This window comes from Pseudoalteromonas sp. 1CM17D (assembly GCF_023161805.1).
Classification (GTDB): Bacteria; Pseudomonadota; Gammaproteobacteria; order Enterobacterales; family Alteromonadaceae; genus Pseudoalteromonas; species Pseudoalteromonas atlantica.
The window spans coordinates 294,855-316,516 of record NZ_JALNTP010000004.1; the positions used below are offsets into that span (position 1 = coordinate 294,855).

General features: G+C 42.4%; 26 protein-coding genes. 7 read left to right on the forward strand and 19 right to left on the reverse strand.

Features of this window, described 5'->3' with window-relative positions; genetic code table 11:
- Nucleotides 1-5 precede the first annotated feature (5 nt).
- Nucleotides 6-1,391: a nitrogen regulation protein NR(I) gene (gene glnG / locus MSC25_RS10035; RefSeq protein WP_004589451.1), complete on the forward strand. Its 1,386-nt coding sequence runs from the start codon at nucleotides 6-8 to the stop codon at nucleotides 1,389-1,391.
- Nucleotides 1,392-1,418: 27 nt separating this feature from the next.
- Nucleotides 1,419-1,877 carry a cyclic nucleotide-binding domain-containing protein gene (locus MSC25_RS10040; protein ID WP_064386697.1) on the forward strand — a complete coding sequence of 153 codons (459 nt, stop codon included), beginning with the start codon at nucleotides 1,419-1,421 and terminating at the stop codon, nucleotides 1,875-1,877.
- Nucleotides 1,878-1,886: 9 nt separating this feature from the next.
- Here the strand turns inward: MSC25_RS10040 and MSC25_RS10045 are convergent, their stop codons facing one another.
- Nucleotides 1,887-2,552 (reverse strand): hypothetical protein, encoded by a 666-nt coding sequence (locus MSC25_RS10045; RefSeq protein ID WP_248443308.1) that lies wholly within the window; start codon nucleotides 2,550-2,552, stop codon nucleotides 1,887-1,889.
- Between the two features lie 81 nt (nucleotides 2,553-2,633).
- Entirely contained in the window at nucleotides 2,634-2,936 is a 303-nt protein-coding gene (locus tag MSC25_RS10050) for a hypothetical protein (RefSeq protein ID WP_004589447.1), read from the reverse strand.
- Between the two features lie 269 nt (nucleotides 2,937-3,205).
- Here MSC25_RS10050 and MSC25_RS10055 point away from each other — a divergent pair, with 269 nt between their 5' ends.
- The 3 genes from MSC25_RS10055 to acnA all read left to right on the forward strand — a co-directional run bounded on the left by MSC25_RS10055 (nucleotide 3,206) and on the right by acnA (nucleotide 7,085).
- Nucleotides 3,206-3,589 carry an RNA-binding S4 domain-containing protein gene (locus MSC25_RS10055; protein ID WP_024031994.1) on the forward strand — a complete coding sequence of 128 codons (384 nt, stop codon included), beginning with the start codon at nucleotides 3,206-3,208 and terminating at the stop codon, nucleotides 3,587-3,589.
- Between the two features lie 107 nt (nucleotides 3,590-3,696).
- Nucleotides 3,697-4,125: a hypothetical protein gene (locus tag MSC25_RS10060; protein ID WP_248443309.1), complete on the forward strand. Its 429-nt coding sequence runs from the start codon at nucleotides 3,697-3,699 to the stop codon at nucleotides 4,123-4,125.
- A gap of 218 nt (nucleotides 4,126-4,343) precedes the next feature.
- The gene (gene acnA / locus MSC25_RS10065; RefSeq protein WP_024031992.1) at nucleotides 4,344-7,085 is read left to right on the forward strand and encodes an aconitate hydratase AcnA; all 2,742 of its coding nucleotides are present in this window, start codon (nucleotides 4,344-4,346) and stop codon (nucleotides 7,083-7,085) included.
- Between the two features lie 209 nt (nucleotides 7,086-7,294).
- Here the strand turns inward: acnA and MSC25_RS10070 are convergent, their stop codons facing one another.
- The 4 genes from MSC25_RS10070 to MSC25_RS10085 form a co-directional block, all read right to left on the reverse strand.
- On the reverse strand, nucleotides 7,295-7,837 hold the full coding sequence (locus MSC25_RS10070) for a DUF4124 domain-containing protein (RefSeq protein WP_024031991.1): 543 nt from the start codon (nucleotides 7,835-7,837) through the stop codon (nucleotides 7,295-7,297).
- A 128-nt stretch (nucleotides 7,838-7,965) separates the two neighbouring features.
- The gene (locus MSC25_RS10075) at nucleotides 7,966-8,706 is read right to left on the reverse strand and encodes a phosphoadenylyl-sulfate reductase (RefSeq protein WP_004589442.1); all 741 of its coding nucleotides are present in this window, start codon (nucleotides 8,704-8,706) and stop codon (nucleotides 7,966-7,968) included.
- A 42-nt stretch (nucleotides 8,707-8,748) separates the two neighbouring features.
- Nucleotides 8,749-10,446: an assimilatory sulfite reductase (NADPH) hemoprotein subunit gene (cysI, locus tag MSC25_RS10080; protein ID WP_024031990.1), complete on the reverse strand. Its 1,698-nt coding sequence runs from the start codon at nucleotides 10,444-10,446 to the stop codon at nucleotides 8,749-8,751.
- Between the two features lie 60 nt (nucleotides 10,447-10,506).
- The gene (locus MSC25_RS10085) at nucleotides 10,507-12,318 is read right to left on the reverse strand and encodes an assimilatory sulfite reductase (NADPH) flavoprotein subunit (protein WP_248443310.1); all 1,812 of its coding nucleotides are present in this window, start codon (nucleotides 12,316-12,318) and stop codon (nucleotides 10,507-10,509) included.
- Between the two features lie 306 nt (nucleotides 12,319-12,624).
- On the opposite strand from MSC25_RS10085, the gene MSC25_RS10090 reads away from it, so the two are divergent.
- The gene (locus MSC25_RS10090) at nucleotides 12,625-14,256 is read left to right on the forward strand and encodes an endonuclease (protein WP_024031988.1); all 1,632 of its coding nucleotides are present in this window, start codon (nucleotides 12,625-12,627) and stop codon (nucleotides 14,254-14,256) included.
- 30 nt (nucleotides 14,257-14,286) lie between these two features.
- Here the strand turns inward: MSC25_RS10090 and MSC25_RS10095 are convergent, their stop codons facing one another.
- Entirely contained in the window at nucleotides 14,287-14,883 is a 597-nt protein-coding gene (locus MSC25_RS10095; protein WP_248443311.1) for a hypothetical protein, read from the reverse strand.
- A 113-nt stretch (nucleotides 14,884-14,996) separates the two neighbouring features.
- Complete coding sequence (locus MSC25_RS10100) at nucleotides 14,997-15,470, reverse strand: hypothetical protein (RefSeq protein ID WP_004588695.1); 474 nt, start codon at nucleotides 15,468-15,470, stop codon at nucleotides 14,997-14,999.
- 181 nt (nucleotides 15,471-15,651) lie between these two features.
- On the opposite strand from MSC25_RS10100, the gene MSC25_RS10105 reads away from it, so the two are divergent.
- Nucleotides 15,652-16,188, forward strand: a complete 537-nt coding sequence (locus MSC25_RS10105) for a helix-turn-helix transcriptional regulator (RefSeq protein ID WP_248443312.1) — start codon at nucleotides 15,652-15,654, stop codon at nucleotides 16,186-16,188.
- A gap of 326 nt (nucleotides 16,189-16,514) precedes the next feature.
- Here the strand turns inward: MSC25_RS10105 and rpsQ are convergent, their stop codons facing one another.
- The 11 genes from rpsQ to rpsJ are packed head-to-tail and all read right to left on the reverse strand — an operon-like array spanning nucleotide 16,515 to nucleotide 21,481.
- Nucleotides 16,515-16,772: a 30S ribosomal protein S17 gene (gene rpsQ / locus MSC25_RS10110; RefSeq protein WP_004588693.1), complete on the reverse strand. Its 258-nt coding sequence runs from the start codon at nucleotides 16,770-16,772 to the stop codon at nucleotides 16,515-16,517.
- On the reverse strand, nucleotides 16,772-16,963 hold the full coding sequence (rpmC, locus tag MSC25_RS10115) for a 50S ribosomal protein L29 (protein WP_004588692.1): 192 nt from the start codon (nucleotides 16,961-16,963) through the stop codon (nucleotides 16,772-16,774). The genes rpsQ and rpmC overlap by 1 nt, the downstream gene beginning before the upstream one ends.
- Nucleotides 16,963-17,376: a 50S ribosomal protein L16 gene (gene rplP, locus MSC25_RS10120; RefSeq protein ID WP_002957890.1), complete on the reverse strand. Its 414-nt coding sequence runs from the start codon at nucleotides 17,374-17,376 to the stop codon at nucleotides 16,963-16,965. The genes rpmC and rplP overlap by 1 nt, the downstream gene beginning before the upstream one ends.
- Nucleotides 17,377-17,388: 12 nt before the next feature.
- Nucleotides 17,389-18,090 carry a 30S ribosomal protein S3 gene (gene rpsC, locus MSC25_RS10125; protein ID WP_004588691.1) on the reverse strand — a complete coding sequence of 234 codons (702 nt, stop codon included), beginning with the start codon at nucleotides 18,088-18,090 and terminating at the stop codon, nucleotides 17,389-17,391.
- Nucleotides 18,091-18,101: 11 nt separating this feature from the next.
- Nucleotides 18,102-18,434, reverse strand: a complete 333-nt coding sequence (rplV, locus tag MSC25_RS10130; protein ID WP_004588690.1) for a 50S ribosomal protein L22 — start codon at nucleotides 18,432-18,434, stop codon at nucleotides 18,102-18,104.
- A gap of 14 nt (nucleotides 18,435-18,448) precedes the next feature.
- Nucleotides 18,449-18,727 carry a 30S ribosomal protein S19 gene (gene rpsS / locus MSC25_RS10135; protein ID WP_004588689.1) on the reverse strand — a complete coding sequence of 93 codons (279 nt, stop codon included), beginning with the start codon at nucleotides 18,725-18,727 and terminating at the stop codon, nucleotides 18,449-18,451.
- A 15-nt stretch (nucleotides 18,728-18,742) separates the two neighbouring features.
- Nucleotides 18,743-19,567, reverse strand: coding sequence for a 50S ribosomal protein L2 (gene rplB / locus MSC25_RS10140; protein ID WP_004588688.1), 825 nt, complete (start codon nucleotides 19,565-19,567; stop codon nucleotides 18,743-18,745).
- A gap of 17 nt (nucleotides 19,568-19,584) precedes the next feature.
- Nucleotides 19,585-19,887, reverse strand: a complete 303-nt coding sequence (rplW, locus tag MSC25_RS10145) for a 50S ribosomal protein L23 (RefSeq protein ID WP_004588687.1) — start codon at nucleotides 19,885-19,887, stop codon at nucleotides 19,585-19,587.
- Nucleotides 19,884-20,489, reverse strand: coding sequence for a 50S ribosomal protein L4 (gene rplD, locus MSC25_RS10150; protein ID WP_004588686.1), 606 nt, complete (start codon nucleotides 20,487-20,489; stop codon nucleotides 19,884-19,886). The genes rplW and rplD overlap by 4 nt, the downstream gene beginning before the upstream one ends.
- A 17-nt stretch (nucleotides 20,490-20,506) precedes the next feature.
- The gene (rplC, locus tag MSC25_RS10155) at nucleotides 20,507-21,142 is read right to left on the reverse strand and encodes a 50S ribosomal protein L3 (RefSeq protein ID WP_004588685.1); all 636 of its coding nucleotides are present in this window, start codon (nucleotides 21,140-21,142) and stop codon (nucleotides 20,507-20,509) included.
- A gap of 27 nt (nucleotides 21,143-21,169) precedes the next feature.
- Nucleotides 21,170-21,481, reverse strand: coding sequence for a 30S ribosomal protein S10 (rpsJ, locus tag MSC25_RS10160; RefSeq protein ID WP_002957900.1), 312 nt, complete (start codon nucleotides 21,479-21,481; stop codon nucleotides 21,170-21,172).
- Nucleotides 21,482-21,662: the final 181 nt, after the last annotated feature.

Below are 21,662 nucleotides of genomic sequence, written 5' to 3' on the forward strand. Positions count from 1 at the left end.
TTGGCATGAAAACAGTTTGGCTTGTAGATGATGACGCATCAATTCGCTTTGTATTAGAAAAAGCGCTGACACGCGCAGGGTTTGAAGCAGAAAGCTTTGCAAATGCGCAAGACGTGTTAAGCGCGCTAAAATTTAGCCAGCCAACCGTGTTGGTATCTGACGTACGGATGCCAGGCATGGACGGCATGGCATTGCTTGAACTCATAGCAGAGCAAAACCCTGGGCTGCCGGTTATTATAATGACCGCCCACTCAGATTTAGACTCAGCAGTTAACGCATTTCAAAAAGGCGCGTTTGAGTACTTAGCCAAGCCATTTGATTTAAACGAAGCCGTGGCATTAATCGAAAGTGCCTGTAGAGCAAACTCAACTAAAAAAACTAAGCGTAAACAAGTTCCGCCTAAAAGCGCGCACATTATTGGCGAAGCCCCTGCGATGCAGGAAGTGTTTAGAGCGATAGGTAAACTGTCGGCTTCAAGTATGAGCGTACTAATTAATGGTGAGTCAGGCACAGGTAAAGAGCTTGTAGCCAGTGCCTTACATAACCATAGCCCACGTAAAGAAAACCAGTTTATTGCATTAAACATGGCCGCTATTCCAAAAGAGCTTGTAGAGTCTGAATTATTTGGCCACGAAAAAGGCGCATTTACTGGTGCCGATAGCGTTCGTAAAGGCCGCTTTGAACAAGCCAATGGCGGCACACTGTTTTTAGATGAAATTGGCGATATGCCACTGGATGTGCAAACACGTTTATTACGCGTACTCGCCGATGGTGAATTTTACCGTGTGGGCGGGCACCAAAGTATTAAAGTAGATGTACGCATTATTGCTGCAACGCATCAAAATTTAGAAGATTTAGTAAAACAGGGTAAATTTAGGGACGATTTATTTCATCGTTTAAACGTTGTGCGCCTTCGTTTACCGGCTCTTAGAGAAAGAACTGAAGACATTGAACGCCTAGCGCAGCACTTTTTACACAAAAGCGCAAAAGACCTACAAGTAGAAAGTAAAGTACTAAGCCCAAAAGCCACAGAGCAGCTTAGGCTATTTAGCTGGCCTGGTAATGTTCGCCAGCTTGAAAACACCTGTCGCTGGTTAACCGTTATGGCCCCTGGTGAATTAGTAAGTGAGCAAGACCTACCACCAGAGATCATTGATGCTGCGCCTGTTCAACAAGAAGGTGATTGGCTTGATGCGTTTCAGCAATGGCTCAATCAAGAGCTTAAGCAAGGTAAAGAAAACATTTGGCCCGATATTCAAGCTCAGCTTGAAACTCGCCTTATAAAAACAGCACTGGCTAATTGCTCTGGCCATAAACAAGATGCAGCCATAAAAATTGGCTGGGGGCGCAACACGTTGACCCGCAAATTAAAAGAGCGCAATATTAGCTAGTTTCTACTGTTACTCGTTGGCCCTAGGATGAAATTAATAGAACACATTCCATTATTTAAACAAATGGAAATAGTGAATAGATTGCACTTTTTTAAAGACTTCACCCTTGCTGAACGCCAAGTGTTATTAGAGTCGTTTGGGTTATTGTATTTAATTAACCAGCATCAGTTTTTATTTAAACAATACGATAACGACAAACGCTTATACATTGTATTAAGCGGTGCATTACTTGTTTTTAAACATAACCACTTGCTGGAGCTTGGCACTATAGAGCCCGGTGAGTTTATCGGTGAAGGCGCATTTATTAATAACCGCGAGCGCAGTACGAGCGCTCGCGCTAAAACCGACACCATAGTACTTGCCATTACCCCAGAGGCACTTACTCGCTTGCCTAATGTAATACGCGAAAAAATTAAAGATAGAATCATAGAAGGTATGAGCCTGCGAATTGCAAAGCTGAGTGAGCACATAGAAACCCACGGTTAACTCTATCCCTCAGTTCATATAAACAATTTGTAGTGAGCAATCAAGCCAGCTGGGGTGATTAACATGCGCCGTAAATGTATACGTATCGGATGGCTTGGCGCCAAATGGCGTTGCTACAAGCGGCTGTGAGTGGCTATATGTTTGCGAGTAGGTTTTATAATAAATAACAACATAACCATATAAAAACTCCCAACCTAACCTTACAACAGCGCCACTGGGTAAGGTAAAGTCAGCGTGTTCATTTGAAAATCTAACCGCTAAATCATTGTACTTGTCTTCGCTGCATTGGGTTGTTCGTAACTTTTTAGGCATAACAAAGGTTGACCCCGCCACTGCATTTTTTAGATAAAAGCCTATATTGCCATCGCCATAAAAATGATTTGAACGCGTTGTATAGTTAACTTGTGGCTCATACCCGAGCGCTTGCATTATGGACGCAAGTCGTTCTGTCTCTTTGGAATAAATTTTATCGCTTGATAAAAGCAAAGTTGCCTCACCAAAGGTAGATGGGATTTCTAGCGCTACGTATTCATAAGGAAGATTTTGTGCTTTTAGCGCAGCATCGAGCTGCTTGCGCTGCTCATCTTGCAAGTTTTCACTAAAAACATAAACGGTAGGTTGTTGGCACGCAGTTAATAAAATTACCCACATACAGATTAAAATGCCATTTTTCATAGTTACCTCCAATGATTACAATTGTAGTCTATTGGAGGAAACTATCTATAGCAACTTAATACTCATGTGCTTAATTAAGTATTATTGTACGTTGGTATAATTTGTTTGGCTGTCTAACCAGGCATCTACACTTTGGCGCGTATATAAAACTTCGTTAAATAAGCGATGGCGTTCAAATTCCAGTTTTGATTTTTTAAGTGGATCGCCACTAATTAGTCGACTGTGCGTATCGTTAAACTTAGAAATAACCGAAAAGCCGCGTTCATCTTGCTCTTTTTGTGTTTTTACCGAATTAGCTAAGTGAGCTCTTACATCATCTGCTGTCAGCATATCTGAATTATCTAAGCCCATTAGCTCTTTTTTCATTGCTAATCTTATGCCCATTTACTGCTCCAATTATATGCAGACCTAAACAATTAAAACGGTGAAATAATTACCATGTTTTAGGTACGATTTTTTATTTGCCAAAGCAATAGCAAATAGCACACCAAATTTTTGCTAGAGCATACGCATCAGATGCTGCAGTTTTTTTAAAGTTGAAAAAAGTTTTATATTTATCACTCTTTTTTATCCCACTAGGGCGAGCTTGCTAGGTGCAAAAAACAGTGCAAGCCTTTATACTTGCTGCTTATGCGCCACCAACAGAGATAACCATGTCAGAAGAATACATTGAAATTGAACTTGAAGAAGAACCTATAGAGCTTTGTAAATTACTAAAAGTACTCGATTTAGTAGAAGGTGGCGGCCAAGCTAAAAACCTAATAGCGCAAGGCTATGTTGGGGTTAACCATGAAATATGTACAATAAAACGGAAAAAATTATACAGTGGCGATGTACTTGAATTTGATGGCGAGCTTTTTCAACTCACTTTAAGTGAAGATGCGACTCCTGTAGAGCGCCCAGTGGCAACAACCCAGCCGCAGCCAGAAAAAACACCTAATGAAACAGCTCAAAAGCCGGCAAAAAATAAAAGAAAGCGCACTAAAAAGCCAAAGGTTGATGAAAATACAGGGCGCCGCCCTATCTCATTTGGCTAGCCATTAGCGCTTTGTGCCATTTTTATTATATGTATAGGCTAGCTTGAACAGTTAGCCTTTTTGCTCTTTAATTACCTCGTAAAATACAATAAAAACAAGGTAATAATATGACAACCTCAGCCATACCCAATTGGTTTAAACCCGCCCTGTGGGCAGCACTTATCTGGAATTTATTAGGTGTGTTTGCATTTATAATGCACCTTATGATGACCCCCGAGATGATAAGTAAACTTCCGCTAGATCAACAAGCTGCATATTCAAACGTGCCTTTATGGTCTACCATTGCGTTTGCTGTAGCGGTATTTGGTGGCACCCTTGGCTGCATACTACTATTGGCCAAAAATGCATTTGCAACGCCTACCTTTGCGCTATCGTTGGTAGCGATATTTATTCAGCAATTTTATAATTTCATTGTGATAAATAGCATTAAAATGCTGGGGGTAAGCGCGGTGTTTATGCCTATTTTAGTGATTGTTATTGCGTTTTTGCTTTTATATTTAAGTATAAAAAGAAAACAACAAGGTTGGTTGAACTAACTTCCCCCCCTTTTGTAAACTCATTATTTTGCTACTTGAAAAAACAATTTTAGGTAGCATTTCTATACTTAGTACTGTCTAAAAAACATGCATTGCGCTACCTGCTTTTTAGCCTGATTTGTCATATTTATTATCTCTGGTATGCACTTTGCAAACTATTGGCAAATAAACACGTTATTTTATCAAGGACATAATCCTAACTATCAAAGGGGCAAAAAATGAATAGTTTCGACACCCAACAACAATTAACGATTAATGGCGAGCAATACCATATTCACTCACTTAAAGGATTAGGCGACAAAGCAAAGCGATTGCCCTTTTCTCTCAAAGTATTACTAGAAAACCTATTACGCAATGAAGATGGCGTAAATATAAAAGAACAAGACATTCAAGCCCTTCTTGACTGGGACCCTAAAGCAAAGCCCTCAGCTGAGGTGGCCTTTACGCCGGCACGTGTGGTAATGCAAGACTTTACAGGTGTTCCCGCCATTGTTGATTTAGCTGCCATGCGTGATGCAATGGAAAAGCTAGGTGGCGATCCTGCAAAAATAAACCCGCTTTCTCCTGCTGAACTTGTAATTGACCACTCAGTACAAGTAGATGGCTATGGTGACGACGGTGCGTTTGATTTAAATGCCAAGCTAGAATACGAACGAAATAAAGAGCGCTACGAATTTTTACGCTGGGGGCAAACTGCTTTTGATAATTTAAAAGTAGTGCCACCAGCTACAGGTATTGTGCACCAAGTAAACTTAGAGTTTTTAGCGCGTGTTGTTTTTAACGACAGTGAAAACGGAAAATCAATAGCCTACCCAGACACCCTTGTAGGGACTGATTCGCACACCACCATGATTAATGGTTTAGGTGTGCTAGGCTGGGGCGTAGGTGGTATTGAAGCCGAAGCAGCCATGCTTGGGCAACCAATTAGCTTGCTTATTCCTCAGGTAGTGGGCTTTAAATTAAATGGCCGCTTACCCGAGGGCACCACAGCTACCGATTTAGTGCTCACCGTTACCGAAATGCTACGTAACCACGGCGTAGTGGGTAAATTTGTTGAGTTTTATGGTGACGGCCTAGCTGATTTACCGCTCGCCGATAGAGCGACCATTGCCAACATGGCGCCAGAGTACGGTGCAACATGTGGTATTTTCCCCATTGATGATGAAACAATTAACTACCTGCGTTTAACGAACCGCGATGAAGATCACCTCAAACTGATTGAAGACTACGCTAAACACCAAGGCTTATGGCGCCATGAAGGCGACGAAGCACATTACACAGACACCCTTGAGCTTAAATTAGACGACGTAGTACCTAGCCTTGCAGGCCCTAAACGCCCACAAGACAGAATTACACTTGATAAAGCCGGTGATGTGATAGGCCAGCACCTAAAAGGTTTCCAAGATGAGCGTATGGCTCGTCGTGATAAAAGCGATATTGAAGAAGCGCGCATTGAAAGTGAAGGCCCAACAACCAACCCAGATGAACCGGTAGACGAAGCGCAGTTTATGGGTGCAGCCAAAGTGAAGTTTAAAGGCCAAGAATTTGAACTAAACGATGGCGCCTGTGTTATTGCCGCTATTACAAGCTGTACAAATACCTCTAACCCCAGTGTTATTTTAGCCGCAGGCTTAGTGGCTCAAAAAGCTAAACAGCTGGGTATTAATGTAAAACCGTGGGTTAAAACATCGCTTGCACCCGGTTCGCAAGTGGTAACCGACTACCTTGAAAAAGCAGGCCTAATGGATGACCTAGAAAGCTTAGGCTTTAACTTGGTCGGTTATGGTTGTACCACGTGTATAGGTAACTCAGGCCCGCTAGCAGATGAAATTAGCGAAGCTATTCAAAAGCATAAGCTAGTTGTAAGCTCTATTTTATCGGGTAACCGTAATTTTGAAGGGCGTATACACCAAGACGTTAAAATGAACTTTTTAGCCTCGCCTCCACTTGTGGTAGCGTATGCCATTGCAGGGCGTACAGACATAGATGTATACAACGAGCCATTAGCGCAAGATGAAAACGGTAACGATATTTACCTGAAAAATATTTGGCCAAGCGTGAGCGAAGTCAGCGAACTAGTACAAAAAACGGTAACCAGAGAAATGTTCGAAAAAAGCTATGCCAACGTATACGAAGGCGACAGCCGTTGGCAAAAAATCCAAATTCCTGATGGTAAGCTCTATGATTGGGATGATGGCTCAACTTACATTAAAAAAGCACCATTCTTTGAGGGCATGAGCGTTGAACCACCAGGCGTGCCAACAATTGAAGGGGCGCGTTGTTTAGCTAAACTTGGCGACTCAGTAACCACTGACCATATTTCTCCTGCGGGGGCCATTAAAGCTGAAGCGCCAGCCGGTATTTACTTACAGGAAAAAGGCGTAGAAAAAGCGCAGTTTAACTCGTACGGTTCACGCCGTGGTAACCACGAAGTGATGATGCGAGGCACATTTGCGAACGTTAGGCTTAAAAACTTACTCGCACCAGGTACAGAAGGTGGCGTTACTCGCACCCAACCTGATGACAAGCTTGCCAGCATTTACGATGCCGCAATGGAATATGAAAAGAGTAACACACCATTAATTGTGTTAGCTGGTAAAGAATACGGTACCGGTTCATCACGCGATTGGGCAGCAAAAGGCTCGCTTTTATTAGGTGTAAAAGCGGTGGTTGCACAAAGTTATGAGCGTATTCACCGCTCTAACCTCATTGGTATGGGTGTACTGCCTTTACAGTTTAAAGAGGGTGAGAGCCACGAATCATTAAATTTAACTGGCCAAGAGCAGTTTGATATTGAAGGTTTGTACGACAAAACGAATGAAGTAAGCATTATTGCCACGAATGCTGAGGGCAAAAAAGTCAGCTTTAGCGCCGATGTACGTATAGATACCCCTAAAGAGTGGGATTACTACAAGCACGGCGGTATTCTACAATACGTTTTACGTAACATGCTTGACTAATCATATACTTAAAACTAAAAAGCCTAGCAGTCGCTAGGCTTTTTTATGCGCTAAATGATTAACGAGTATTGCAACTTGGTATTGCTTTTAACTGGTTATAAGCCCTTAGCATAACGAAGGCGCAGTAACTCAGCTCACTAATTACAAACCCCGCACGATTAAAACCCCTCATATTGAGTAAGCTTTAATGCTAAGCGCACAATAAAAATTTAGTACCCACCTATACTTTGCATCTCTTTACTGCGCTGCTCTAATTTTTGCTTTGCCTTTTCGGCATCTTCAAACAGTTTTTGAATAGATTCAGCGTTGTAAACGGTTGGTGTAGGTGGTTGAATACTCTTTTTTGAGGTACTTGCACTGCTACTCAAAATTGAGGTGTCTTCTGCGGCTACAACAGTGACATCACGGGCATCAAGTTTTACCTCAATACTTTTGCCATCTGCATTAGGCGTATCTGAAAAATGCCATTGGCCGTTTTTATCTTGCCACTTATAAATTTTGCTACCGGGTTTAATTGTCGCCGCATCATTGTTTACACTCTGAGCAATTTTATCGCCTGCTTGTTTTGCGCCTTGCACTGCCTGATTAAGCGTATTGCTAGATAACGCGACCATTTTTTCTTTAATTTTGTGAGATTCAGCACTAATAGATGAACTAGAAAGCCATGTTTGGCCATCTGGCTTTTTTAGGTAAAACAAAGAGATAACAGCAATGATCATGACTGATATTGCCAAGTAGGTGAAGTATTTCATAGCGTTCCTGCTTAAAAATGAATCCTTGAAAGGCAAGTCTAATAAAAAATACTTAATCAGGCAATTTTTTTGCAATAAAAAACGCAACCTAAGTTGCGTTTAAATAGTTGTTTAGCATTCGCTTTTTTTTAAATACCATCGCCGTCAATATGCAGCCCGCATTCGCGGTTTAAACCAAAAAAGCGCGTTTCTTCTTCGCTCATACCTGGCTCAAGTTTACGCGTAGTATGCACATCACCCATCGACACATAACCTTGCTCCCATAATGGGTGGTAAGGTAAATCATGCTTGGTAAGGTATTGATATACATCGCGGTTTGACCATTCAATAATCGGGTACACTTTTACCGTACCTCGGCTTATCTCAACAAACTGTTTATCTGCACGGGTCGACGATTGGTCACGGCGCAGGCCGCTAAACCAGGTACCGGCACCAATTTCTTTTAATGCGCGGGTCATGGGCTCTACTTTATTAAGCTGATTATATTGCTTAATACCGTCCTCGCCTTGTTCCCATAATTTACCGTATTTAGCTTCTTGCCATGCAGGGCTTAGCTCAGCTTTATACACCTGTAAATTAAGTGATAGGCGCGCTGTCATTTGCTCAATAAACTGATACGTCTCTGGAAATAAATAACCCGTATCGGTTAATACCACAGGAATATCAGGACGCTGAGATGTTACTAAATGCAGCATGACCGCCGCTTGAATACCAAAGCTTGATGATAAAAAAGCTGTATCGGGTAAGTTCTCTAGTGCCCATGCAACACGCTGCTCCGCACTCATTGGTGCAAGTATGCCGTTTGCATCTGCAAGCAATGCCGCTTGGCTTTGCTTATCAAGCTGTAATATGTTTTTAAATTCACTCATGGTCAATTTTAAACCTCACCCACGCTCCGCGTGGGTATTTAATTAAGCGTGAAAATCGGTTACTGATACTTTTACTTCAGCAACAATGCCTTTGCGAATTACAAAGTCACCAAAACATTCACCGTCGTTTCGCTCACTTGCCCACTGGCCAATCAGCTTATCAAACGCGTCTAGGTAAACATCTTCACCTACGTTTTCTAGGTACAGTTTAGGAATGCGTGTACCTTCTAAATTACCGCCTAGGTAAACGTTGTATTTACCAGGGCCTTTACCTACTAAACCAGCTTCTGCAAGCATTGCGCGGCCACAACCGTTAGGACAACCTACAACACGCATAATAATGCTGTCATCAGGTATGCCATGCTTAGCAAGTAGTGCTTCGGTTTTTTCAATTAAGCTTGGTAAGTAACGCTCAGCTTCGGCCATAGCAAGCGGACACGTTGGCAATGCTACACACGCCATTGAGTTTTTACGTTGCTCAGTGTCTTTGTCATCAATTAGGCCGTGGTTACGGGCAATTTCTTCAATAACTGCTTTTTGATCGGCAGGCACACCGGCAATAATTAAGTTTTGGTTAGCCGTCATGCGCATATCGCCTTGGTGCACTTCTGCAATTTTACGACAACCTGTTTTTAATGGCTTACCTGGGTAGTCTAAAATACGGCCACTTTGTATAAATAGCGTAAGGTGGTGCTTGCCATCAATGCCTTCTACCCAACCAATACGATCGCCACGGTGAGTAAACTCATAAGGGCGGCTTGGTGCAAAGCTTACACCGGCACGTTTTTCTACTTCCGCTTTAAATACGTCAGACCCAACACGGTCTAGTGTGTATTTAGTTTTTGCATTTTTACGGTTAGAACGGTTACCCCAATCGCGCTGCACTGATACAACGTGCTCAGCAATTTTTAAAGTGTCTTCTAGGGCAATAAAACCAAAGTCGTCAGCTTTACGCGGATACGTAGCCGTATCACCGTGGGTCATAGCAAGGCCACCACCTACAAGTACGTTAAAACCAACAAGCTTGCCATCTTCAGCAATAGCAACAAAGTTTAAGTCATTCGCATGCACATCAACTTCGTTGTTAGGCGGAATAGTAACCGTGGTTTTAAACTTACGCGGTAGGTAGTTAGAACCTAAAATTGGCTCTTCAGTAGTTTCTGCTTTTTCGCCATTTAACCAAATTTCAGCGTATGCTTTCGTTTTTGGAAGTAAATGCTCAGAAATTTTTGCAGCCCACTCATACGCTTCTTGATGTAACTCTGACTCAACAGGGTTAGTCGTACATAGTACGTTACGGTTTACATCGCCTGCAGTGGCAATAGAGTCAATGCCAACGCTATTAAGCATTTGGTGCATGCCTTTAATATTTGGCTTTAATACACCATGAAATTGAAACGTTTGACGTGTTGTTAAACGAATACTGCCGTAGCTTGTTTTTTCATCGGCAAATTTATCAATTGCTAGCCATTGCTCAGGCTTGATAATACCGCCAGGCATACGTGCACGTAGCATTACGTTGTGCAGCGGCTCTAGCTTTTGCTTTGCGCGCTCAGGGCGTATATCGCGGTCATCTTGCTGGTACATACCGTGAAAACGTATAAGTTGGAAGTTATCGGCTGTAAAACCACCGGTAATTTCATCTTTTAAGTCTTGCTCTATGGTGCCACGTAAAAAGTTACTTTCTCTTTTCAAACGTTCGTTATCAGAAAGTTTTACGTTTTTATCTTGTTCGCTCATTTTAAATCCTAAATTTGTTACAGTGACGGCTGCTAGCTGTTAATAAAATAAGAAACGTGATTAATACACGTCTTTCTGATAGCGGTTAGCGCTACGTAAGTCTTTTAAATATTGCTCTGCGTCTTCGTAGCTTTTACCGGTGTTTTCGCTGATGATATCAACTAAGGCGTTGTGTACATCTTTTGCCATGCGGTTTGCATCACCACATACATAAAAATGCGCACCTGCTTCTAGCCACTCAAAAATTTCTTTTGAGTTTTTGCGTAGCTTGTCTTGTACGTATACTTTTTCGGCTTGGTCACGGCTAAATGCAACGTCAACTTTGCTTAATAGGCCTGATTTTAAATAACCCTGAATTTCTACTTGATACAAGAAGTCTTGTGTAAAGTGTGGGTTACCGAAAAACAGCCAATTTTTGCCTTGTGCTTCTCGCGAGTCACGCTCTTGTAAAAATGCACGGAATGGCGCAATACCAGTACCTGGGCCAACCATAATAATGGGGGTATTATCATCGCTAGGTAAACGGAAGTTGTCGTTGTGCTCACTAAATACTTTAACTTTACACCCTTCTTCAGCACGGCGTGCTAAATAACCAGAGCAGCCACCTAAATGTTCGCTGCCAAAGGCGTCAAACTCAACTAAACCTACCGTTAAGTGCACTTCCTCTTCAACCTCGCTTTGGCTTGAAGCGATTGAGTATAAGCGCGCTTGTAGTTTACGTAGGCAATCAACTAAGGTTTGTGCGTCTATTTTTGCAGGATTTTGTGCCACTACATCAAAAATTTGACGAGGCTCAATGTACTCACGCATCGCGGCTTTATCTTCTACAAGCTTTAGTAGCTCTGGCGTGCCCGTTGCAACTGCGTATTTTTCTACAAAGCCTGGGTATGACTGAGTAAGCTCTAACTTTTCGATTAATGCATCGCGAATAGGCAGTGACTCTTCGCCCACTTTTACAAGTGTGCTTGGATCGATTTGCGTGTGTGTTAGTAGCTCATCTACGCGGACTTCATCATTTAAAAAGTACACGCCTAATGAATCACCAGGTAAGTAGGTGATGTCTGAGCCTTCAAGCGAAATCTCAACATGGCGTACATCTTTAGTAGAATCGCGCCCTGTAATTTTTTGTACGGTAACAAGCTCTGCCGCAAATGGGTTTTGCTTAGTGTATTGGCTTGCTGCCGCTGTTGGCGCGCCAAATGGCATTGATACAACTTGGCCGTCAGCAGCATCTTGCTGCGCTTTTAAATCAGGTTCGAATGCATCAAGTGCACCGGTGATCCAAGTGGCTGCTTCATCATCGTAATCAACATCTAGGTCGGCACGTTGGAAAATAGTTTCTGCGCCAAGTTTGTTTAAACGCTCTTCAAAGTCTTTTGCTGTTTGGCAGAAAAACTCATAGCTAGAGTCGCCTAAACCCAGTACCGCGACTTTAACGCCATCTAACTTAGGTGCTTTTTTGGTAGTTAAAAATTCATACAGTGTTTCAGCATCTTCAGGTGGCTCACCTTCACCGTAGGTAGATACAACAACGGTTAAAAACTTTTCTTTTTTCAGGGCTGTAGGTTTGTAGTCAGACATGCTCACAAGTTTTACAGCTAAACCGCGCGACTCAGCTTGCTCTTTAAGCTTAGTCGCCACACCTTTTGCATTACCTGTTTGCGAACCATACAAAATAGTAAGTGGCGCAGCATCGCTTGCAGCCGCTGTAGGCGCTTGCCCACCAAGAGCCGCAGAATTAGCATTTGCAGCTAAGTAACCACTTACCCACGCTTGCTGAATCGGATTAAGTTCTGCTACTAAGCCTTGCAGCTTTTGTACTTGCTCTTGCGATAGCGGGCTTGCCGCTGCGTTAAGTTGACCTAACAACATGAATTTGTTCCCCATAACCCTGAAAATTACATACAGCCCACATGGTGCGCTGTTCAAAATGAGTTTTACCTCACCCAGAGTAACTCTGCTGAGGTTTTATTAGTGTGCAGGATAGCGGGCTATGCGGTGAGAAAAAAAGAATAGAATCTGCTTTGTTATTCCATTTAGTTATTAATTTATATAAAGACCTTCAAAAACAGCTTAAAGGCTTATTATTGCTATTTTATTAATTTTGTATTTAACAAATTTGTAACCTTGTGCAGATAGTGTATGTTATTTACTCAACTATAAAAAATAGGAACAATCATGTCACACGGGACATACAAAAATAAGTTACTTAGCACGGCATTACTGATTGCCGCCACCCCAGCAATGGCCAATGTCGCAAATGGCGGCTTTGAGCAGTGGACAGGCAATACGCCTGACGCGTGGACCACAATTGATAGCGGTATTAATGTATCGCGCTCAACCAGTATCGTAAATAACGCAAACAGCGCGGCGGCTATTAATGTGACCACCGGCTCGCAAAGCAATACCGACTTATTACAACAAGTTAGTGTGGAGGCTGGCAAAACATATGATTTCTCAGTGGATGTATATCACACTGAAGGAAGCATAAGAGCCCGCCTGTATGTAGATGGCTACCAAGGGTACTCTAACCAAGCGCAAACTAACCAGTGGCAAACAATTAGCCACAGTTATACGCCTACCAGTAATAAAACCATTAATGTTGGTTTACGTTTTTACGATATGAGCGGCTTTGATGGCAATGAAACCGTTTATGTAGATAATTTTTTGCCTAATACAGACGGCGGCGCTTCAGGCAGCTGTAACGACCATAGCCTTACTTTAACCCTTAATACCGATAACTACGGCAGCGAAACCAGCTGGGTGGTTAACAACAGCCAAGGTAGCAGCGTAGCCAGTGGTAGTGGTTATGCCTCTAACACACAATATAATGAGCAACTCTGTTTAACTGATGGCGCATACACCCTCGTTATAAGTGACAGCTATGGCGACGGTATGTGCTGTAACGTAGGTAATGGTAATTATGCGCTCACTCAAGGCAGCACCACACTTGCCAGTGGCGCAAGTTTTAATAACACAGATAGTACAACTTTTGAATTAGGCGATGGTTCTGGCGGTGATACTGGCGGTGGCACTAACCCTACACCAACAGGTTATTACGTAACAACTCAGGGTCTATCTGGCTATGCATTAAAAACTGAGCTTTATAACATTATCAAAAATCACAGCTCGCAAGGTTACTCGGCTATTTGGAACTTTTACGATTCTTCAGCACGCGATAAATACTTTGAAAACGATAACAGTATTTTAGATATGTATAGTGAAAAGCCAAATGGTAGCGACAGCTATACTTACACCGCGGTGAGCGATCAGTGTGGTACTTATAACAGTGAAGCAGATTGCTATAACCGCGAGCATTCGTTCCCTAAAAGCTGGTTTGGCGGCACAAATGAGCCAATGAATTCAGACGTGCATCACATTTATGCAACCGACGGTTATGTAAACTCAAAACGTAGTAACTACCCTTTTGGTGAAGTGGCTAGTGCATCATTTACATCAACAAACGGTAGTAAAGTCGGTTCAGCAGCAAGCTCTATTAATTACTCAGGTACGGTGTTTGAGCCAATTGATGAGTTTAAAGGTGACTTTGCCCGCGCTTATTTTTACATGGCAACCCGCTACGAGAATGTAATAGGCTCGTGGCAAAATAACACAACTGCCAGTAATGCAGTCCTTAATGGCACAAGCAATCAAGTATTCGAAAATTGGGTGGTAGCTATGCTACTTAACTGGCATAACGCCGACCCTGTTAGCCAAATGGAGCTTGACCGTAACCAAGCAGCTTATGAGTTTCAAGGTAATCGTAACCCGTATATCGATCACCCTGAATTTGTTGAGATGATTTGGTAATAGCTTGGTTATAACTTTTTAGCCCCAGCATTAACTGGGGCTTTTTAATAACTGTACTTTTTGTTTAGCAATAAGTGACGCTACATACTGCTTTTCTAAATCCCACGGATGACGCTTCCAGCCCTTAAAACCAAAACCGATAATATACACCTGTGCTTGCTGCTTTAAAAAGTGCTCAATGGCTAACATTCCCGAACTGGGTGTTTTAGCTTTAAAAGCAGGTTTACCAAACGTATATAAGTGTTTTAATAATGCTGTTTTATCGTGCTGGGCGATTCGACTCACGTTTGCATGCGGGCTATATTTACGTATTATTTCATCGCCATGGTCAATACAGCCCCTGCGGTTAATTAGCTTATAAAAAGGTTGAGTAAATAAGTTAGGTTTTGGATCAGTGATCATGACATTTTTCAGCTGCGTTATATCTATATCTGGAAACGCTGCGCAGAGCATTGCGCCTTGCTTACCTCTTCCTACTAGCCATAAATCAGTACATTTACGGCCTAAGTATGCAGGCATGTTTGCACACATATTAAAGCGCACCACTCTATCAAAGCTATTTAGAGCTTTACTTACATCCTTTTCTACGGGGCCATTACCTATAATTAACACTGTTTGCTTAGCCATACTACGCTCCTTGTACCTTTATTAGCGCATACTAACGTGCCCGCCACACTTTACCAGCAAACTTATATTAAACTTTTTTTGCAGCCACACACTGTACGGTAAATTAACAGGCGTTACTTTTGATTTAAGGCCTGCTCTGCACGCTCTATTGATTCGTAGCGTTTACCTGTAATTTTTATCAGCCATACTTTATCTGTAAAGGTGCGGCTTAAATACACTGTTTGCCCATTTGGGATTTGCGGCATAAAGGAAGAAATAGATTCCCACTTGCCATCAACCTGCTCTTTTAGCTTCAAACTAGCGTTAAAGTGCGACCCCTCTGCGTTAGGCTTTACTTCAAGCGCCGTCATTTGCGTATCATCACCAATTTCTATCATTGCACTTTTATTTAATAGCGTGAGTAGCTGAGGTTGATGCGTAGGGCTTAGATTTTTTAAAGCCTGCTCTATTTTACTATCTACGGTAATCTCATTCTGTAATTTATAAATACTGGCCTTAATTGCAAAAACAGGCTCTGCGTAACTGGGGTTTATAAAAAACAGTGAACTGATAAGCACTAAAATAGCGCTAGTAAATTTATTCGGCATATTATATCTCCTTATTAAAATCGAATTGAGCATACCTTATATTTTGTTAAATTGAATATAAGCTATTAATATTCATAATATTCTTTATATTAATAAGCATGAATATACGCTTTTAGACTATTTATAAATACTAATTTTAGCGATAATAAAACGCTTAACTAATCAAATAAGAGCAGAGGGTATGCAAGCGTTAGGAATGGAGTTAAAACGCCTTAGAGCAAATAAAAAGTGGACTCAGGCTTATGCAGCGCGTGAAATTGGAATTCAACAGTCGTACCTTTCAAAGCTTGAAAATGGACAGTTTATCCCCTCAACTGAGGTAATTGAAAAGCTTAAACTTTGCTATGGCGAAGGCTGTATTGATAAATGCCTACCTATAAGCTCAGCGATACATAAGCCCTCAAACATCACTTTAATTATGAGCTTGGCTTTATTTATGTGTGGGCTGATAGCCTGGTTGTGTGCAACATATGAAATTTTTTATCCACAAACCTACTTTACCTATCAAGCAAAGCTAGGTGACTTTTTAGCCTTTAACGTCACTCAGCAATACCAAGGCGAACGCTTTATTGAGGGGGATGTGACCTATCAAATTGTAGGAGAAAGACAAGTCAGTCGAATCGAGAACCGCTTCTTAGTGGTAGGCTCTGCCGTGTGCATATTAATATCTATTGCTGCAGCTTTACTCTCGCAAAGGCATAGGTTTGGTAAATTATAGAGCTGTTATTTAGTTGTTCTTGGCAATTACTCCAGTATTACTCTACCTCAAACATCTATACAGTCGTACATCAGAAATTTTTATCTGTCGCTATAAATGCCTAATAAATTAACACGATTGGTATTATTTTCGATTAGTATTAGGACTATTACGTATTCGTGGCGTGCTTTTTTTTCAAGTGCTCTAGTCTCAACCCAAGCTACGGCGCTTCACTTCACTGCGAGCAGCTGAGGACTGAAAGCTTCAAACTTACAGCTTTTTTAAACGCAAACAAAAAGCCCCGGCTAATGCCAGGGCTTTTTTACAAAACTTACTTAATTTAAAAATTAAGCTTGTTTTGGACTAGAAACAACGTCTACTAAAGTCCAAGATTTATTCTTAGAAATTGGTGCGCATTCACGGATAGTAACTACGTCACCCGCTTTTGCTGTGTTGTTTTCGTCATGTACGTGTAGCTTAGTAGTACGTTTGATGAATTTCCCATAGATTGGGTGCTTCACGTAACGTGCGATAGCAACAGTGAAAGATTTTTCCATCTTGTCGCTTACTACACGGCCTTGAAGAGTACGAATTTTATCGCTCATTATTGACCTGCCTTCTGGTTAATAATTGTTTTTACACGCGCGATATCGCGACGTACTGTTCTTAGCGTGTGTGTCTGAGCTAACTGACCAGTGCTTGCTTGCATGCGCAGGTTAAACTGCTCACGAAGAAGTCCCAGAAGTTCAGCATTTAGCTCTTCTACGCTTTTGTCTTTTAGTTCGCTTGCTTTCATCACATTACCGTCCGAGTTACGAAAGTTGTTTTGAATGGCAGTTTACGAGCTGCAAGGTCAAACGCTTCACGAGCAAGCTCTTCAGAAACACCTTCCATTTCGTAAAGTACTTTACCAGGCTGAATTTCAGCAACCCAATATTCAACAGAACCTTTACCTTTACCCATACGAACTTCAAGAGGCTTTTCTGTGATCGGCTTGTCAGGGAAGACACGGATCCAGATTTTACCTTGACGTTTCACGTGACGCGTCATAGCACGACGAGCTGCTTCGATTTGACGAGCAGTCATGCGGCCACGACCAGTAGCTTTCAAACCGAAAGTACCGAAGCTTACTTTGTTACCGTTTTGCGCTAAACCGCGGTTGCGGCCTTTGTGCATTTTACGGAATTTTGTACGTTTTGGCTGTAACATTACTCGCTACCTCTACTTAGCACTTTTCTTGGCTTTCTTTGGTGCGCGTTTAGCTGGCTTCTCTTGCTCTTGTACTAGTGGTAAACCACCAATAACTTCGCCTTTGAAGATCCAAACTTTAACACCAATGATACCATAAGTGGTTAAGGCTTCAGAAGTTGCGTAGTCGATATCAGCACGAAGAGTATGTAGAGGTACACGACCTTCACGATACCATTCTGAACGTGCGATTTCTGCGCCGCCAAGACGACCGCTAACTTCAACTTTGATCCCTTTAGAACCGATGCGCATTGCATTTTGTACCGAACGCTTCATAGCGCGACGGAACATAACACGACGCTCTAGCTGAGAGGCAATGCCGTCTGCTACTAGTTGTGCATCTAACTCTGGTTTACGTACTTCAGAAATATTAATCTGAGCAGGTACACCTGCGATCTTAGTTACCGCTTGACGTAGCTTTTCAACGTCTTCGCCTTTTTTACCGATAACAACACCCGGACGAGCCGTGTGAATTGTTACGCGGATCGATTTTGCTGGACGCTCAATAACGATTTTAGACACAGAAGCCGCTTTTAATTCCTTTGTAAGGAAAGTACGTACTTTGTGATCGCCAAAAAGCTGATCAGAGAAATCTTTAGAACTCGCGTACCAGGTAGAAACCCAAGGTTTAGATATACCTAGGCGAATACCAGTAGGATGAACTTTTTGTCCCATTACTTATACTCCTAGCTATCTGAAACCACAACAGTGATGTGGCTTGTACGCTTAAGGATGCGGTCTGCGCGTCCTTTAGCACGTGGCATAATACGTTTCATTGTAGGACCATCGTCCACAAAAATCGTAGTTACACGAAGCTCATCAATGTCAGCACCTTCGTTATGCTCTGCGTTAGCAATAGCAGACTCAAGTACTTTTTTAACTAATACAGCCGCTTTTTTCGGGCTGTACGCCAGGATTTCTAGAGCGCGATCGACAGGTAGTCCGCGGATCTGATCTGCAACTAGACGAGCTTTTTGCGCCGAACCAGAGGCGAATTTATGTTTAGCTAATGCTTGCATTTATCATTCCCCTCTTAGCGTTTCTTCGCTTTCTTATCCGCGGCATGGCCACGGTAAGTGCGAGTTGGTGCAAATTCACCTAGTTTGTGACCGATCATTTCGTCAGAAACGAAAACTGGTACATGCTGGCGACCATTATGGACAGCAATGGTCAATCCGATCATGTTAGGTATGATCATTGAACGACGGCTCCAAGTTTTAATTGGCTTCTTTTCACCGCTTTCCAAAGCTTTCTCTACCTTCTTCAGCAAGTGTAGGTCTATAAAAGGACCCTTCTTGAGAGAGCGTGGCATGGCTATTCCTCAATATTACTTAGTACGACGACGTACTATAAATTTATCCGTACGCTTGTTCTTACGCGTCTTAGCACCTTTAGTAGGCTTACCCCATGGAGACACAGGATGACGACCACCAGATGTACGACCTTCACCACCACCGTGTGGGTGATCTACCGGGTTCATGGCAACACCACGAACTGTCGGACGAATACCACGCCAGCGATTTGCACCTGCTTTACCAAGTGAACGAAGCATATGCTCAGCATTGCCTACTTCACCTAGCGTTGCACGACAATCAGATTGTACTTTACGTACTTCGCCAGAACGAAGACGTAATGTTACGTATTGACCATCACGCGCAAGGATTTGAACGTATGCACCAGCAGAACGTGCGATTTGAGCACCTTTACCTGGTTTTAATTCTACGTTGTGAACAGTCGAACCTACAGGCATGTTACGCATAGGTAATGCATTACCAGGCTTGATTGGTGCATCAACACCAGACTGGATTGCATCGCCAGCTTTTAAGCCTTTAGGTGCGATAATGTAACGACGCTCACCGTCTGCATATAATACAAGAGCGATGTTTGCGCTACGGTTTGGATCATATTCCAAACGCTCAACAGTGGCTGGAATGCCATCTTTAGTACGTTTAAAATCGATTAAACGGTAATGATGCTTATGACCACCACCGATATGACGAACCGTAATACGACCATTGTTATTACGACCACCTGATTTAGAGTTTTTCTCTAATAGTGGTGCGTAAGGTTTACCCTTATGTAAATCTGGGTTAACCACTTTAACTAGGTGACGACGACCCGCAGAAGTTGGTTTACACTTTTGAAGTGCCATAATTCTAACTCCCCTTATTACTCGGCGCCGCCGACAAAGTCTAGCTCGCTACCTTCTTTAAGAGTAACGTAAGCTTTCTTCCAGTCGCTACGACGACCGAAACGCATGCCAGTACGTTTTGTTTTACCCTTAACGTTAAGTGTGCGAACACCCGTTACTTCTACTTCAAAAAGCTTCTCAACTGCTGCTTTAATTTCAGCTTTAGTTGCGTCATTTGTTACTTTAAAAACAATAGTATTGTTTTCTTCAGCAGCAATTGTGCTTTTTTCAGAGATATGTGGAGCAAGGATCACTTTTAAAAGACGTTCTTCACGGATCATGCTAGCGCCTCCTCAAGTTGCTTAACAGCAGCAGCTGTAATAAGTACCTTGTCGAAAGCAATTAAGCTTACAGGATCGATACCAGCTACATCACGCGTGTCAACCTTGTACAGGTTACGTGCCGATAAGAAAAGATTTTCATCTACTTCTTCAGTCACGATAAGAACATCTTTAAGCTCAAGTTCTTTAAGCTTAGAAACTAGTTCTTTAGTCTTTGGTGCTTCAAGACCAAAGCTTTCAACAACGATTAAACGCTCTTGACGAACTAATTCAGATAAGATGCTTTTGATCGCACCGCGGTACATTTTACGGTTTACTTTTTGGCTGTGGTCTTGTGGTTTAGCTGCGAAGCTAACGCCACCTGAACGCCAAATTGGACTACGGATTGTACCAGCACGTGCACGGCCAGTACCTTTTTGAGCCCATGGTTTTTTACCACCACCGCTTACTTCAGAACGTGTCTTCTGAGCACGAGTACCTTGACGAGCACCTGCTGCGTATGCAACAACTACTTGGTGTACTAATGCTTCGTTAAACTCACGTCCAAAAGTAGCTTCAGAAACTTCAAGAGCGCCAGAAGCGTCTTTAATTGCTAATTCCATCACTAAATCTCCAGGACTTATGCTTTAACAGCTGGTTTAACGATAACGTCACCGCCGATAGCGCCAGGTACTGCACCTTTAACTAAAAGCAAGTTACGCTCAGCGTCAACGCGAACTAGTTCTAAGTTTTGAGTCGTTACACGCTCAGCACCCATATGACCGGCCATTTTCTTACCTTTAAACACCTTACCAGGTGATTGGTTTTGACCGATTGAACCAGGAGCACGGTGAGATAGAGAGTTACCGTGAGTAGCGTCTTGCATGCTGAAATTCCAGCGCTTAACACCACCTTGGAAACCTTTACCTTTAGAAGTACCGGTTACGTCAACTTTGTTGATTTCGTTGAATAATTCAACAGTAAGCTCAGCGCCTACTTCAAAATCGCCTTCACCACCATTTAGGCGGAATTCCCACAGACCGCGACCCGCTTCAACACCAGCTTTAGCGAAATGACCCGCTGCTGCTTTGTTTACACGGCTTGCTTTTTTAGTGCCTGCGGTTACTTGAAGCGCGTTATAACCGTCTGTTGCGTCAGATTTGATCTGAGCAATGCGGTTAGGAGTCGCTTCGATAACTGTCACAGGGATAGATACACCATCTTCAGTGAAGATACGTGTCATACCCACTTTACGACCGACTAGACCTAATGCCATTTTCCTATAACCTCTCTAATCTTTCGATTAACCCAGGCTGATTTGAACATCAACACCAGCAGCAAGATCTAAACGCATTAATGCGTCAACAGTCTTGTCAGTTGGTTCTACGATGTCGATCAGACGTTTATGGGTGCGGATCTCGTACTGATCACGCGCATCTTTGTTTACGTGCGGTGAAGTTAGTACAGTAAAACGTTCAAAGCGTGTAGGTAGTGGGATTGGACCACGTACTTGTGCGCCTGTGCGTTTCGCAGTTTCCACGATTTCCGCCGTTGATTGGTCAATCAAACGGTGGTCAAAAGCTTTTAGGCGAATACGAATGCGTTGATTTGACATTCTTAAACCTCAATATAAAGAGCATTTAAAGAGCATAAAAAAACGACCGAAACAATCTTAATAATTAAGATGCCGGTTGTTGATTTATATCTACGATGAGTTCCAAATCGGAACTCCTGTTTATTAGCTTGAAATCCAAGCTTAATTTATCCCTTCAAGTTCCAGAGGAATCTTGAAAGCC